We start from the raw sequence: 13,858 nt of genomic DNA, 5'->3' as shown, positions 1-13,858 counted from the left end.
AAACTGTGGCGAGGGAGCTTGCTCCCGCTGGCCTGCGCAGCAGGGCCTCAATACAGGGGCCGCTTCGCGCCCCGACGGGAGCAAGCTCCCTCGCCACAAAAATCAGTCATTCGAAAAATATTCGTAAACCATGAGCCGTTTTTCAGATCTGGCGTGACAGAGAAGGAAAGCCCCCTTGATTCAACCTTCTCAGGATCACCCTTCATGCACCCCACCCGCCTCACGCCACTGGCCCGCCACCTGCGCAACCTCGTACTGGGCGCCAGCCTGAGCTTCAGCGCTCTGCCAGCCATGGCCGCCGAAACCAAGGTTTACCACATCGCCCCGGCCTCGCTGGAAAACGCCCTCAACCAGTTTGGTCGTGAAGCCGGCGTGCTGATCTCCTTCGGTTCGCAGATCACCAGCGGCGTGCAAAGCCGTGGCCTGGAAGGCAGCTACACCGCCGCCCAAGGTCTGGAGGCACTGCTCGAAGGCACCGGCCTGCAAGCCCGCGCCGAAGGTAACAACGCGTTCAGCCTGCAACCGGTCGGTGACACCGCGCTGGAGCTGGACGCCTCGAAAGTCGTCGGTGACTGGCTCGGTGACGCGGCGCAGGTCAACGTGTTCGAGCATCCGGGCGCCCGCGACGTGATCCGCCGTGAAGACTTCGAACGCCAAGGCGCGACCCAGGCGCGCGATGTACTCAACCGCACCCCCGGGGTCAACGCGCCGGAAAACAACGGCACCGGCAGCCACGACATGGCGCTGAACTTTGGCATTCGCGGTCTTAACCCGCGCCTGGCGGCGCGCTCGACGGTACTGATGGACGGCATTCCCGTGCCGTTCGCCCCTTACGGCCAGCCACAGTTGTCGTTTGCGCCGATCAGCATGGGCAACATGGACGCGGTGGATGTGGTGCGTGGCGGCGGCGCGGTGCGTTACGGCCCGCAAAACGTCGGCGGTGTGGTCAACTTCGTGACCCGCGCCATCCCCGATGAGCCGACGGTCAAGGGTGGGTTCCAGACAGAAACCAGTCCGTCGTCGAGCCATGACGGCTTCAAGACCAGCGCCAATCTGCTGGCCGGCGGCACCAATGCCAACGGTCTGGGCGGCGCGTTGCTGTATTCCGGGACTCGCGGTGGCGACTGGCGTGAACACAGCGACAGCGAAATCGACGACCTGATTCTCAAGGGTAAATACCAGCTCGACGAGGCCAACAGCTTCAACGCCATGGCCCAGTATTACGAAGGCAAGGCCGACATGCCCGGTGGCCTGAGCGTCGCCGATTACGATGCCAATCCGTACCAGTCGACGCGATTGAAAGACCAGTTCTGGGGTCGCCGGACGATGTTCAACTTTGGCTATCGCTATCAGGAAGATCGCCGCGAATTCACCGCCAACACCTTCTTCACCAAAACCCTGCGTAGCGGTTATCTGGATCAGGGCAGCTTTCTCTCGCTGTCGCCGCGCGAGTATTGGGTACGCGGTTTCGAAACGCGCTTCGCCCAAGGTTTTGATCTCGGCCCGACCAGCCATGAAGTCGGCGTCGGTTATCGCTACATCAACGAGGCTGGCCACGAGTTGCGCTATCGCACGCCGATCAGCAGCAACCAATACCCGACCACTAACAGCCGCAACGACCGCGACACCCGCGGTGGCACCGAAGCCAATGCGTTGTTCGTCGACGATCGCATCGACCTCGGCAAATGGACCATCACCCCGGGCGTGCGCTACGAGATGATCGAGTCGCAGCAGACCAACAACCTGACCAACGTCAAATACCAAGGCGACTACAACACCGCGCTGCCGGCACTGAACGTGCTGTATCACCTGACTGACAGCTGGAATCTGTACGCCAACACCGAAGGCTCGTTCGGCAGCGTGCAGTACAGCCAGATGCCTAACCGCGTGAGCAGCGGCGAAGTGAAACCGGAGAAGGCCCGCACCTGGGAACTCGGCACCCGTTACGACAACGGCGCACTGCGCGCAGAAATTGGTGCGTTCCTGATCAACTTCGACAACCAGTACGAAAGCAACCAGACCAATGATTCGGTGATCGCCCGTGGCGAGACCCGCCATCAGGGAATCGAGACCAGCGTCAATTACGCACTGGATGACTTGAGCCCGGCACTGGCCGGTTTCGATGTGTACGCCACTTATGCCTATGTTGACGCGACCATCCGCGAAGACGGGCCGAACAAGGGCAACCGCGTACCGTTCTCCTCGAAACACAAAGGCACAATTGGCGTCGGTTACACCGAAGGGCCGTGGAAGCTCAACGTTGACAGCAGCTTCCAGAGCGACCAGTTCGCCGACAACGCCAACACGTCCAAGGAAAGTGCCGACGGCAGCACCGGCAAAATCCCCGGCTACATGCTGTTCAGCAGCCGCGCCGGTTACGACTTCGGCCCGCAACTGTCGGATCTGAACGTGGCAGTGGGGGTGAAGAACATCTTCAACACGCAGTACTTCACCCGCTCGTTTGATGACAACAACAAGGGCAACTACGTGGGTGAACCGCGCACGGTGTATGTACAAACGTCTGTAGCTTTCTGAAAAACTGTGGCGAGGGAGCTTGCTCCCTCGCCACACTGCTCAGCAACACAAACAAAAACGGGCCTGCTTGCGCAGGCCCGTTCTCATGGGGTGGCTTGAAAAATCAGCGCATCAACTGTTGATCGCTGCCTGTTCGTTCTCCAGAAACTCTTCTTCCAGCAGTGCGTCGTTCGCCTTGCTGAATGGCACGATGGCAGCGCGCGGTTTACCCCGCAGTTTGCCAAACAGGTGCTCCAGCGCATGTTCCAGTTTTTCGGCTGCACCGTCGATCGCCTGTTCCAGCGAATCGGCTTTATGGGTGACGGAAATCGGTTGATGGCCTTTTGGCCGCGCTTCCAGTTGGCAGCGCAAGTCATGGGGACCTGGTTTGTCGCCGTTCTCGTCGCTCAGGTGGACTTCGACACGGGTCAGGTCTTCTTCATAACGGTCGAGCGTGCTCTCAATGGTTGTACGTACCCACTCCTCCAGTCGTTTACTGCTTTGAATATGGTTATCGCTGTTGACTTGGATTTGCATAGTTCATCCCTTATTTCAGCTAGCTCGCGAGAGGCCTTGAATTGAATTTCCTGACCCCTTGGTTACAACAATCGGCCCGACTGACGAACATTTCAACCCCTGAAAAAAGATAAATATTCATTCGCAAAAAAAGCCGGACAACCGAGCAAGTCACTGGTAAGGTCGGGAGTTGGGTTGCCTCGCAACCCTGCAAAATCTGCTCACAATTGCCCGTCGTTCAACGGATGTAAACTGCGGAAAATCCCCGCTTCCTCCACCAGCCAGTCATGCACCGCACGCACGCCCGGATGGCTCAACGCCCCCGGCGCATACAGCAGCACGTAGCGTTTGTGGTTGGGCACCGACAGGCCGAATGGAACAATCAACGTCCCACGCTCCAGCTCATCGTTGAGCAACGTGCGCCGGGCAATCGCCACGCCCATGCCGGCGATCGCCGCTTCGATGGTCAGGTGATTGCGATTGAACGTGTGCCCCCGCCGTACGTCGGCGCCTTCAAAGCCAATCGCATTCAGATAGAACTCCCACTCCGCGTATTCATAACTGCCGCGCCAGGCGGTGATGTCGTGCAACAACGGGAAATGCACCAGATCCGCCGGCCCATGCAGCGGCGGGCGCCCGCGCAACAGGCTCGGCGCACACACCGGAAAAATCTGCTCATCGAGCAAGGCTGTGGATAACAGCCCCGGATAGCTGCCGTCGTTCAGATCGATCGCCAAATCGAAGTCACCCTCGTGCAACGGCACGCTGCTGTCCTCGGCCACCAGCCGTAACTGGATGTCCGGATAGCGCTGTTGCAGGCGCGGCAGACGCGGAGTCAGCCATTTGCTCAGGAACGACGGAATCGAACGCACGCGCAAAATCCCGCTGATCATCCCGGCATCCAGACGACGCAATTCAGCATCGATGTTGCCGTAGGCCTCATTGACGGTGATGGCCAGCCGCTGGCCTTCCGCACTCAACTCGACACCCCGCGCCCGGCGATGAAACAGGCGAAAGCCCAGACGCTCTTCCAGCTGGCGAATCTGCTGACTGACCGCCCCCGGGGTGATGTGCAGCTCTTCCGCGCAACGGGTGAACGACAGGTGCCGCGCGGCACAGGAAAACACCTGCAGCCAGACGTAGGTCTGGGCGTGCAATTGACGACTCATCGTTTAGTCCTGCTAAAGGCTTTCTTAGGAAGTTTCGTTGGTCACGTAGGACCGAGGTAGGCAGTATCGCCGACATTGCGCTTGTCCTACAAAAAATGGCAGCGATTCCTACTCCATTGCTTGTAAGGGTTTAGCATGGCTATCAGTGTTTTTGATCTATTCAAAGTCGGCATCGGTCCGTCCAGTTCCCACACCGTCGGCCCGATGCGCGCTGCTGCGACCTTCGCCCAGGCGCTGATCGAGCACCGCCTGCTCAACGATGTGCGTCGGGTGGAAATCCGTTTATACGGCTCGTTGTCGGCCACCGGCGTCGGCCACGCCACCGACCGCGCCACCGTCATGGGCCTGATGGGCGAATGGCCGGACAGCATTGATCCGGCGACCATCGACCCACGCATCCAGCAACTGCGCGAAAGCGGCCAGTTGCTTCTGGCGGGTCAGAGAGAAATTTCCTTCAACTGGCAGCACGATCTCCTGCTACTGGACGAAAGCCTGCCCTACCACCCCAACGCCATGTCGCTGACAGCCTTTGGCGAAAGCGCCGAGCTGTTCACGCAAACGTACTACTCGATTGGCGGCGGTTTCATCATCGAAGCGGCGCAAGCCGAGTCCGGTGTGGCGCCGGCCGGCGACGTGGTGCTGCCGTACGATTTTTCCAGCGCCGCCGAATTGCTCAGCCTGTGCAAGCAGTACAACTTGCGCGTATCGGAGCTGATGATGGCCAACGAACGGGCCTGGCGCAGTGACGCTGAAATCCGTAACGGTTTGCTGCACATCTGGTCGGTGATGCGCGAGTGCGTCGAACAGGGCCTGCGCCACGAAGGCGTCCTCCCCGGCGGCCTGAATGTGCCGCGCCGGGCGGCGAAACTGCACCGCAGCCTGCTGGAAATCGGCAAGCCGAACGTGATCAGTTCAACGCTGTCGGCGATGGAGTGGGTCAACCTATTCGCCCTTGCCGTTAACGAAGAGAACGCGGCCGGCGGGCGCATGGTGACCGCGCCGACCAATGGCGCGGCCGGGATCATTCCGGCGGTGCTGCACTACTACATGAAATTCAACCCGGACGCGTCTGACGATGACGTGGTCGCGTTCTTCATGGGCGCCGCCGCTGTCGGCATTCTGTGTAAGAAAAATGCCTCGATCTCCGGCGCTGAAGTCGGCTGCCAGGGCGAGGTCGGTTCGGCCTGTGCGATGGCCGCGGCGGGCCTCGCTGAAGTGCTGGGTGCGACTCCGGAACAACTGGAAAACGCCGCCGAAATCGGCCTGGAACACAACCTCGGCCTGACCTGCGACCCGGTCGGCGGCCTGGTGCAGGTGCCGTGCATCGAGCGCAATGCCATCGCCGCCGTGAAGGCGATCAATGCCACACAAATGGCCCTGCGCGGCGACGGCAAACACTTCATTTCTCTCGACCGGGTGATCCGCACCATGCGCGACACCGGCGCCGACATGCACGACAAATACAAAGAGACTTCACGGGGCGGCCTGGCCGTGAGCTGGGTGGAGTGCTGACGCGCATTCCCTGACCGCCCCGGCAGGCCGCAACTTGCGGCCTGCCAACCGTGAGCCCGAGCAAAAATAATAACGAGGCAAAAACGATGACCGATGTACGTACACCTGCTGCCGAAAATCCCGCTGTAGATCGCACACGCAACACCGACGTTGCCCACAAGGGCTGGAGCAAATCCGACACCACCTGGATGCTCGGTCTGTACGGCACCGCGATTGGTGCCGGCACATTGTTTCTGCCGATCAATGCCGGCGTCGGCGGTTTCTGGCCGTTGCTGATTCTGGCGCTGCTGGCCTTCCCGATGACCTTCTTCGCCCACCGAGGCCTGACCCGCTTCGTGCTGTCCGGGCGTTCCGGCGACATCACCGAAGTCGTCGAAGAACACTTCGGTATCGGCGCCGGCAAGCTGATTACCCTGCTGTATTTCTTTGCGATTTTTCCGATCCTGCTGGTGTACAGCGTGGCGCTGACCAACACCCTGAGCAGTTTTCTCGAACACCAGTTGCACATCGCCCCGCCACCTCGGGCAATCCTGTCGCTGGTGCTGATCCTCGGCCTGATGGCGATCGTGCGCTGCGGCCAGAACGTGATCGTCAAAGCCATGAGCGTGCTGGTTTACCCGTTCGTCGCCGCGCTGCTGTTACTCGGCCTCAGTCTGATTCCGAACTGGAATGGCGCGTTCTTCGCCAGCGCACAAGAGGCAATGCCGCTGTCGACATTCCTCAAGACCCTGTGGCTGGCGATCCCGGTGATGGTGTTCTCGTTCAACCACTCGCCGATCATCTCCGCCTTCGCGGTCGATCAGAAACAGCGTTACGGCGCGGAGGCCGAACGCAAGAGCAGCGGCATCCTCGCCATGGCCCACGGCATGATGGTGGTGACGGTGATGTTCTTCTGCTTCAGTTGCGTGCTGGCGCTATCGCCGGCCGATCTTGCAGCAGCGAAGGCGCAGAACATTTCGATCCTGTCGTACCTGGCCAACCACTTCCAGACCCCGGTCATCGCCTACGCCGCGCCGCTGATCGCGCTGGTGGCGATCACCAAATCCTTCCTCGGCCACTACATCGGCGCCAGCGAAGGCTTTCAGGGCATGATCGTCAAGAGTTTGCGTGGCCATGGCAAGGTGATGTCGGCGAGCTGGCTGAACCGTGCGACCGCGCTGTTCATGATCCTCAGTTGCTGGGCCGTGGCCACCTTCAACCCGAGCATTCTGGGCATGATCGAAACCCTCGGCGGGCCGGTGATCGCCTGCCTGTTGTTCCTGATGCCGATGTACGCCATCCGCCGGGTGCCAGCCTTGCGCCAGTACTCGGGACAGGCCTCCAACGTGTTCGTGGTGCTGATCGGCCTGATTGCACTGTCGGCGATCATCTACTCGGTTCTGCCCTGAAACGGGCCATAAATGACGAAGGCGAGCCAGGGGCTCGCCTTTTTTACGCCGTATCCATTGTCCAACAATTTTCCCGGCACAGCCCTTGCTATGACCTGTGCAGGAGCTGCCGCAGGCTGCGATCTTTTGATCTTTGTGACCGAAATCAAAACACTGAAGATCAAAAGATCGCAGCCTGCGGCAGCTCCTACACGAAGCAACAACACAGGCCACGGAATGGCCGATGGTCCGGTATGGCGAACCAACCCGATCACGGCCGGTCAACAACTGCACGTTCAATCAGGCGGTGACGCATCATGGACAACCCTTTTCAGATCATTACCGATGCCTTCGCGCCGGACTATCAGATCAACCTGAGCATTCAGGGGCTGGACGGCAGCATCATGCTGACCCTGTCCAACAGCGGCCGGATCGTGGCCAAACGGATGATCAGCGCCGAACAGCGCAACGACCCGTTACGGCTCAAGCGGCTGGTGCAAAGCATTCAATTCGGCATTGCAATCGAACAAGGCCACAGTGCCATGGCGATCCTCGAAGCGATGACCAGCGGCGACGGGCTGCCCCCGCCACCGCAGCAGAACAACGGCCAGCCTCGGCCGTCGATGGGACTTTAAAGCTCGCCCTTCTCGATCTCGGGGTGTTCACCGGAACCGGCGCCGAGTTTGCGTTGCGGTTTTTCGATCTTCACCGACGGGAATTGCGACGAGGCGTAGCGCACCACCAGAATCGAGAACGCCAGCAGCAGAATGCCGCCGCACAGGTAGATGATGCCCATGTCCGGCGGGTTGTGGTGCGAGACGTTGGAGATCAGCAGGCGGGTCAGCGCAGTGATCGCCACGTAGATCAGAAAGCGCACTGGCATGTGGTTGGTCTTGAAGTAAATTCCGACCATTGCGCCCAGTTCCAGATAGATGAACAGCAACAGAATGTCATCGATCTTGATGTGGCCTTCTTCGAGCATGCCGAGAAATTCCATCACCGCCGCCCACGCGGTCACCGCACCGATGGCGAACAGCGCCAGGTAGTGGAAGGTTTCGACAAACAGGTTGCCCAGGGACTCGGCCAGTTGATGCACGTTTTGCCGCAATTTCTCGGCCCAGTTGATTTTCACGATGATGTTCCTTAGCCCGATGCGAGCGGATGATGCCGGTTGGACGTGACGGTTTTCCGTATGCGCTGTGCGCCATGCAGAAACGAGGCCACGCATCATGGCGAGCCGGCATGAAACCTGCGCCGTGGCGTTTGGTCGCACCGTTGAACAGACACCGTCGACAGGAATGATTGTGACGATCCAACTAAAGTTTCTTGATAAGTTCGTTACGCTGAAAAGGCATTAGCTTATAAATGAAATATTATTAACCGGGTCATTCTGTGAACTCGCGCACACCCTCCCCGGTAATTCACCAGTTAGTTATCGAATAAATTACTCGTGTAATTATTTCCAGAGCAGACCCATCAACGAAGCTTTAACGGCAGCAGCAATCTTGTTTTGGCAACCGAGTTTCTTCAGGCAATGGTTTATATGGAAGTTTACGGTCCTTTTGCTGATGCCGAGGATCACCGAAACATCGTCCGATGATTTTCCGTCAGCGGTCCATTGCAGAATTTCCTTTTCCCTTTGCGACAGTTCTATGGGTACCGGGATTACCGAATCGGCGCCGCGCATCTGCAGGCGCGTCAGGCCCAGATGGGTGATCTGGGCCAGCCATGAAAGCGCTGCCTGCTTGGTTTCGAGTTCCAGTGCGGTGATCGCTTCGCTGCCCCGGGCAAACGTCACCAGCCCTTGAGTTTCGCTGTTCAGCAGCGTCTGCCCCCAACCTTCGCAGATTCCATGAGCATGCGCTTCCTGCCAGAATTCGGGCGCTTGAGCCTTGAGTTCAGCATCCCACAACACCGGTCTCACGCTGCGCATTGCGCGCATCACGTAAGGGTCGATGTCCAGGTAACGATTGGCGGAATAGGCAGCTTGCCAGGCCGGCGAATAGTTATTGGCGAGAAACAGGCAAGGTTTGGTGATGGGGAAAAGCCTGCGTGAACCATAGGCCACATAATCAAACTCCAACTGCCTGGCAACGGTCTTGATATTGTCGAACAACAACTCGACATCCGTTACAGACATGGCGTTTTCCAACAGTTCAGCCTGCCAATACGACATAGAGATTCCTTTCCCACAGTTATTGCTGTCGGCCTCTTGCCAACATGCCTAGCATATTTCCAAATGTTTCCGCTAGCTGTCAAGGGTGACAGGTAGTCTGCGAGCGCAGTGTGCACTTTAATCGCCACCCAACCAATCACTAAACGGAATCTGTGATGGATTACTTGTCAGGACGTTATGACCAGTTGACGACAGTAAAGCGTCAACGCTTGGCTCAATATCGCTATCAGGTCTTTGTCGAACGCCTCGGCTGGCAATTATCAACACCGGACGATTTCGAGTTTGATCAGTTCGACCACAGCGGCACCCATTACATCGTTGCGCAAGAACAAGACGGCAACATCAAAGGTTGCGCACGCCTGTTGCCGACCACCCAGCCGTATTTGCTGAGTGAGGTGTTCACCGCGTTGCTCGGTGACCAGCCTGCACCGTGCGGTGATGACATCTGGGAGCTGTCGCGCTTCACCTCACTGGACCTCGATGCCGAGGGCGGCAAAAACGAACAAGTGATGTCCGACGAAAATACCGTCGGCCTGTTCATGGCCACGCTCGAGTACGCCCGAACCTGCGGTGTTTCACATCTGGTGTCGGTGTCCCCGATCGCCATCGGCCGCCTGCTCAAACGTGGCGGCATCGACTACAAATGGCTGGCACCGCCACAGGTCCTGGACAACCGAACCCTCGGCGCCTGCTACATCACGGTGCAGTAAAACTGTCCGACACGCGATAACAAAAAACACATCAACTGAAGCTGCTGACACGCGTCGAGCAGCACCTTTCGGTGTGGGTCGATTTCACGCCATGGATAGCAACTGCCTTAAACCAACGTTCAACACAGAGGGATGATCATGATCGACATGCACAGGAAAGTTGCCAAAGACATCGTCCACAAGGGCCACGACGACGATGTGCTGATTTACGACGCTCACCACTTGCTGCCGGCCTGGTTGCCTGCGGCCATCGTGCAACGGGCCAACCTTGATCCGATGGATCTGGAGGTTATCAATCAGGCCTATCGGCTGGACAGCGAGCGTCTGGTGCTGCGTTCACTGCCAACCATCATCGACCTGCAGGCGCTCGAACAGGCGGGCCTGTCGGACTGTCTGCCGGAGTTGCTGACCCACTACGAAAAGACCACCGACCACCTGATCCTCAGCGGCGTCTGGGTGCTGGAAAGCACCGAAGCCAAACTGGCTCGACTGCCCGGTTGCGGCAATGGCCTGAGCCTCGATCAGCGCCGACAGGTGCATGACGTCCTGAAAACCCTGGACGGCTGCCCGCAGCAGGGCCTGCTGTATTTCACCCTGTTCAACGACACCGCCAATTACTTTTTCTACCGCAAGCATCACGAGCACGTGCCGGGCCTGATGCTGATCGAAGCGGCACGCCAGGCCATGTACGCGCAGTTCTACGAGCACAGCGGTTACGCCCGCGGCGAGGTGTCGATTTCCATCGTTGATCTGCTGTCGAGTTTTCCCCGTTACACCGAGTCTTCGTTTCAGGTGGATGTGCTGGTCGGCGACTACGAAGGCATGGCGCAGCCACGGGCGCGCAAGGTCGACAAGCGTGCACGCTTCTTTCAGCGCGGCGAACTGGTGGCCGACATTCGCCTGCATGGCGAAGTGATCAAGATGCCGGTGTTCAAGCGCATGCGGAATATCAACATCGACCCGGCCTGCTGGTTCCGCCCGCTCAAGGGCATAAGCCATGAAGTGCTGGTGCGCCTGGATTCCGGGCGTCACCTCTCCGCCCGTCTGGAGCTGCTGTCGATGGCCGGCCTGCAAGTGCAATGCGACAGCCCGCTCGACGCCTCCGAGCGCGGCCACGTTTACCTGTATCTGGAAAGCGAAGGGATGCTCAGTCTGCCGCTGCAATCGCTGCACGCCAGCGACGCGACAAAGGCCGGCACGCTCAAACTGCATCTGGCAGAGCTGGATTCGCCGTTGCGCTTCAAGTGGCGCGAAGTGCTCAAACAGTTCGCTTACTTCTCCCACGAAGAAACCGCTCCGGCCCCGGCGCCCGCTCTCGGACAACCGGTGTGGATGACCTTCGATCAGACCAGCGCAATGCCCGAACACAGGAAGGAAGCATGATGACGCGCTATCCCCACGTGCTGGAGCCGCTGCGGCTGGCCGGCGGGCTGGAGTTGCGCAATCGGCTGTTCTTCGCGTCGATGGGCGTGGACCTGGCCGATCACAGCGGGTGCGTGACACCCGCCATGATCGAGTTTTATCAGGGCATCATGGAGGGCGGCTGCTCCATGGCGTTTCTGTGCAACGCCACGGTCTCGCCGCAGTCACGCTTGCAGAGCACCGGGCTCGGCCTGTTCGAGGCGCATCAGGGCGAATCGCTCAGGGCGATGTTCGCCATGGCCGAGCAGGTCAACACGCCGGTGGGTGTACAACTGCAGCATTACGGTGGTCAAGGCACCACCACGCACACCGGGGTTGCCGTGTTGACCCCGAGCGGCGTGCCCTGCCCGCGCGTGTCGAAACTTGATCCGGATTATCGCGTGCGGATCATGGACGAAACCGACATCGCCTTGGTGATCGAGCAGTTCGCCCATTCCGCCTGGTTGGCCTGGACCAACGGCGCACGTCTGGTGCAGTTGCAGGCGTCCAACGGCTACCTGCTGAGCAGCTTTCTTTCACCGCACACCAACAAGCGCACCGACCGCTATGGCGGCAGCGAAGAGAACCGCGCGCGGCTGTTGCTTGACGTGGTCAGGGCCATTCGCGAGCGCACCCAGGGCCAATTGATCGTCACCATTCGTCTGGGCATCGACGACCGCCTGGGCGCGGAAGGGCTGCAATATCCGGACATCAAGGAAACCGTTCAAGCGCTCTGTCAGGCCGGCGTTGCCGCGCTGGAATGTTCGATGTGCATGGGTGCGACCTTCGGCCAGTTGATCGTGCACTCCGAGACCATGGACCACTACCTGCAAGCCGGCGTGCGGGCGATCAAGTCCGTGGCGACAGTGCCGGTGGGTTACGCCGGTTTCATCGACGGTCTGGACAAGGCCGAGCAGTTGCTGGCCGACGGCGTATGCGATTGGGTGGGCATGTCGCGGGCGCTGTTTGCCGACAACGACCTGATCAACAAAACCCTGCAGGGCCGCTCCGCCGATATCCACAAATGCCGGTGGGACAGCCAGTGCTTCAGCGACAAGAGCAATCCGCGACTGGATAGGGTGTATTGCTGCGTGAACCCGAAATATTTACGCCCCGCGTTGGCATAAGGAGATGCGACATATGTACGATTTTCTGGGAAAAGTATGCCTGGTCACCGGCGGCACCAGCGGCATCGGCGAGACCGTCAGCGAACGCCTGATCAAGGCCGGCGCCGAGGTGATCGTGTTCGGCCGGGACGAGGAAAAAGGCGCGGCGCTGGCCGATCGGCTGGGTGAACACTGCCGCTTCATCGCCTGCGATGTCGGGGATCCGGCGCAGGTCGAGCAGGCGTTCGCGAGCATTCGTTCGGCCTACGGCCGCCTCGATTGCGCGTTCAACAATGCCGGCGTGACCGCCAAGTACGCAGCGCTCGCGCAATCGTGCCCGGATGACTGGATGAAGGTGATGAACATCAACGTCAACGGCACCTACCACTGCATGCGCCATGAACTGCAACTGATGCTCGACCGCGGCACCGGGGCCATCGTCAACACCTCGTCCTGCGCCGGCGTGGTACCGATTGGCGGCCAGGTGGCCTATGTCGCCAGCAAGCAGGCGATCAACGGCATGACCCAAGTGGCGTCGATCGAAAATGCGCGGCTGGAAGACGGTGGCTGCATTCGCGTCAATGCGGTCGCCCCGGGACCGATCCTCGGCGGCATGAACAGCGAGGCACGCCTGAAAGCCGCACCGGAAAACACCCAGCGCAAAATCAACGTGACGTCGATGAAACGCTTCGGCACGGCGGACGAAGTGGCCAACGCGGTGCTCTGGCTGCTCAGCGATCAATCCGCTTACGTCACGGGTGTGATCATGCCCATCGATGGGGGGTACGCCAGCGGCAAGTTCTGAAATCAAACAAACCAACGACCCGCCGCGTGCGGGTCGTTTTGTTTGAGGGGCGTGAATCAGGAAAATCGCCGAATCCGGTCTACATTGAAAAGCCACTACCCAAAGCGCAGGGATTCGCTTATCCTTTCGCTGTATATAAATACAGTAGTCGCTAAGACAACTAAATGTGAAGGCATGTGAGGTGGTGAATGGCCGTCGAAGTGGTATACCGCAGCAGCCGAGATCTGGAGCGCTTGTTCATGGATAAAGCCGAAGCTGACCGTCATGACAAAATGCTCGAACTGGCCGAGATGCTGTCCGAAGTGTTGCAAAAAGCCGTGCCGTCGCTGAACGAGCAACAGGTTGAAGAAGTCGGGATCTACATGGCGAAGAACCGCGATGTGTTCGCCAAGGCGTTCAAGAGCCAGCCTGATGCGCTGTCGGAGCTGATCAATGCACCGGCCGAGCCAGTGGCTGAAGAGACTGGGCCGGCAGAATCCGATGAAGCGCCGGTCAAACCGGCAAAAGCGGCGAAAGCTGCCAAGTAACAACGTTTTAATCGAAAAGATCGCAGCCTGCGGCAGCTCCTACAGGGAATACGCA

General features: G+C 59.3%; 12 protein-coding genes and 1 pseudogene. 9 read left to right on the top strand and 4 right to left on the bottom strand.

From position 1 onward, the window contains the following. The first annotated feature begins 204 nt into the window (after window positions 1-204). Complete coding sequence (fecA, locus tag GTQ41_RS04665) at window positions 205-2,535, top strand: TonB-dependent Fe(3+) dicitrate receptor FecA (protein WP_217325422.1); 2,331 nt, start codon at window positions 205-207, stop codon at window positions 2,533-2,535. 111 nt (window positions 2,536-2,646) lie between these two features. Here the strand turns inward: fecA and GTQ41_RS04660 are convergent, their stop codons facing one another. Both GTQ41_RS04660 and GTQ41_RS04655 read right to left on the bottom strand, forming a co-directional pair. Then, on the bottom strand, window positions 2,647-3,051 hold the full coding sequence (locus GTQ41_RS04660; RefSeq protein ID WP_007968091.1) for an HPF/RaiA family ribosome-associated protein: 405 nt from the start codon (window positions 3,049-3,051) through the stop codon (window positions 2,647-2,649). A 200-nt stretch (window positions 3,052-3,251) separates the two neighbouring features. Then, on the bottom strand, window positions 3,252-4,199 hold the full coding sequence (locus GTQ41_RS04655) for a LysR substrate-binding domain-containing protein (RefSeq protein ID WP_047291811.1): 948 nt from the start codon (window positions 4,197-4,199) through the stop codon (window positions 3,252-3,254). Between the two features lie 135 nt (window positions 4,200-4,334). Between GTQ41_RS04655 and GTQ41_RS04650 the strand changes: the two genes are divergently transcribed. The 3 genes from GTQ41_RS04650 (at window position 4,335) to GTQ41_RS04640 (ending at window position 7,713) form a co-directional block, all read left to right on the top strand. Continuing rightward, window positions 4,335-5,711: an L-serine ammonia-lyase gene (locus tag GTQ41_RS04650; protein ID WP_047291809.1), complete on the top strand. Its 1,377-nt coding sequence runs from the start codon at window positions 4,335-4,337 to the stop codon at window positions 5,709-5,711. Between the two features lie 86 nt (window positions 5,712-5,797). Next, complete coding sequence (locus GTQ41_RS04645) at window positions 5,798-7,099, top strand: HAAAP family serine/threonine permease (RefSeq protein ID WP_047291807.1); 1,302 nt, start codon at window positions 5,798-5,800, stop codon at window positions 7,097-7,099. A gap of 296 nt (window positions 7,100-7,395) precedes the next feature. After that, window positions 7,396-7,713: a DUF3509 domain-containing protein gene (locus tag GTQ41_RS04640; RefSeq protein WP_047291805.1), complete on the top strand. Its 318-nt coding sequence runs from the start codon at window positions 7,396-7,398 to the stop codon at window positions 7,711-7,713. Here GTQ41_RS04640 and GTQ41_RS04635 read toward each other — a convergent pair. Then, a complete protein-coding gene (locus GTQ41_RS04635) occupies window positions 7,710-8,210 on the bottom strand; it encodes a phosphate-starvation-inducible protein PsiE (RefSeq protein ID WP_003221775.1) in 501 nt (166 codons plus the stop codon). The genes GTQ41_RS04640 and GTQ41_RS04635 overlap by 4 nt on opposite strands. 324 nt (window positions 8,211-8,534) lie before the next feature. Beyond that, complete coding sequence (locus GTQ41_RS04630) at window positions 8,535-9,254, bottom strand: autoinducer binding domain-containing protein (RefSeq protein WP_047291802.1); 720 nt, start codon at window positions 9,252-9,254, stop codon at window positions 8,535-8,537. Between the two features lie 155 nt (window positions 9,255-9,409). Here GTQ41_RS04630 and GTQ41_RS04625 point away from each other — a divergent pair, with 155 nt between their 5' ends. The 5 genes and pseudogenes from GTQ41_RS04625 to GTQ41_RS04605 all read left to right on the top strand — a co-directional run. After that, window positions 9,410-9,964 (top strand): acyl-homoserine-lactone synthase, encoded by a 555-nt coding sequence (locus GTQ41_RS04625; RefSeq protein WP_047291800.1) that lies wholly within the window; start codon window positions 9,410-9,412, stop codon window positions 9,962-9,964. 138 nt (window positions 9,965-10,102) lie between these two features. Further along, entirely contained in the window at window positions 10,103-11,347 is a 1,245-nt protein-coding gene (locus GTQ41_RS04620) for an AfsA-related hotdog domain-containing protein (protein ID WP_047291798.1), read from the top strand. Then, a complete protein-coding gene (locus tag GTQ41_RS04615) occupies window positions 11,344-12,492 on the top strand; it encodes an NADH:flavin oxidoreductase (protein ID WP_047291796.1) in 1,149 nt (382 codons plus the stop codon). The genes GTQ41_RS04620 and GTQ41_RS04615 overlap by 4 nt, the downstream gene beginning before the upstream one ends. A 13-nt stretch (window positions 12,493-12,505) precedes the next feature. Then, window positions 12,506-13,276, top strand: a complete 771-nt coding sequence (locus tag GTQ41_RS04610) for an SDR family NAD(P)-dependent oxidoreductase (RefSeq protein WP_047291794.1) — start codon at window positions 12,506-12,508, stop codon at window positions 13,274-13,276. A 188-nt stretch (window positions 13,277-13,464) separates the two neighbouring features. Continuing rightward, window positions 13,465-13,704, top strand: a pseudogene (locus GTQ41_RS04605) (YebG family protein); the annotation flags it as partial. Window positions 13,705-13,858 lie beyond the last annotated feature (154 nt).

Origin of the sequence: Pseudomonas sp. AN-B15, assembly GCF_019056475.1 — a bacterium.
GTDB lineage: Bacteria > Pseudomonadota > Gammaproteobacteria > Pseudomonadales > Pseudomonadaceae > Aquipseudomonas > Aquipseudomonas parakoreensis.
The sequence above is the reverse complement of the archived record's forward strand: the minus strand, read 5'-3'. Positions and strand labels throughout refer to the sequence as shown.

What these genes read in the sequence shown, in the direction of transcription:
- fecA (WP_217325422.1), top strand. Translation starts at nt 205, where the DNA reads ATGCACCCCACCCGCCTCACGCCACTGGCCCGCCACCTGCGCAACCTC.
- GTQ41_RS04660 (WP_007968091.1), bottom strand. Translation starts at nt 3,051, where the DNA reads ATGCAAATCCAAGTCAACAGCGATAACCATATTCAAAGCAGTAAACGA.
- GTQ41_RS04655 (WP_047291811.1), bottom strand. Translation starts at nt 4,199, where the DNA reads ATGAGTCGTCAATTGCACGCCCAGACCTACGTCTGGCTGCAGGTGTTT.
- GTQ41_RS04650 (WP_047291809.1), top strand. Translation starts at nt 4,335, where the DNA reads ATGGCTATCAGTGTTTTTGATCTATTCAAAGTCGGCATCGGTCCGTCC.
- GTQ41_RS04645 (WP_047291807.1), top strand. Translation starts at nt 5,798, where the DNA reads ATGACCGATGTACGTACACCTGCTGCCGAAAATCCCGCTGTAGATCGC.
- GTQ41_RS04640 (WP_047291805.1), top strand. Translation starts at nt 7,396, where the DNA reads ATGGACAACCCTTTTCAGATCATTACCGATGCCTTCGCGCCGGACTAT.
- GTQ41_RS04630 (WP_047291802.1), bottom strand. Translation starts at nt 9,254, where the DNA reads ATGTCGTATTGGCAGGCTGAACTGTTGGAAAACGCCATGTCTGTAACG.
- GTQ41_RS04625 (WP_047291800.1), top strand. Translation starts at nt 9,410, where the DNA reads ATGGATTACTTGTCAGGACGTTATGACCAGTTGACGACAGTAAAGCGT.
- GTQ41_RS04620 (WP_047291798.1), top strand. Translation starts at nt 10,103, where the DNA reads ATGATCGACATGCACAGGAAAGTTGCCAAAGACATCGTCCACAAGGGC.
- GTQ41_RS04615 (WP_047291796.1), top strand. Translation starts at nt 11,344, where the DNA reads ATGATGACGCGCTATCCCCACGTGCTGGAGCCGCTGCGGCTGGCCGGC.
- GTQ41_RS04610 (WP_047291794.1), top strand. Translation starts at nt 12,506, where the DNA reads ATGTACGATTTTCTGGGAAAAGTATGCCTGGTCACCGGCGGCACCAGC.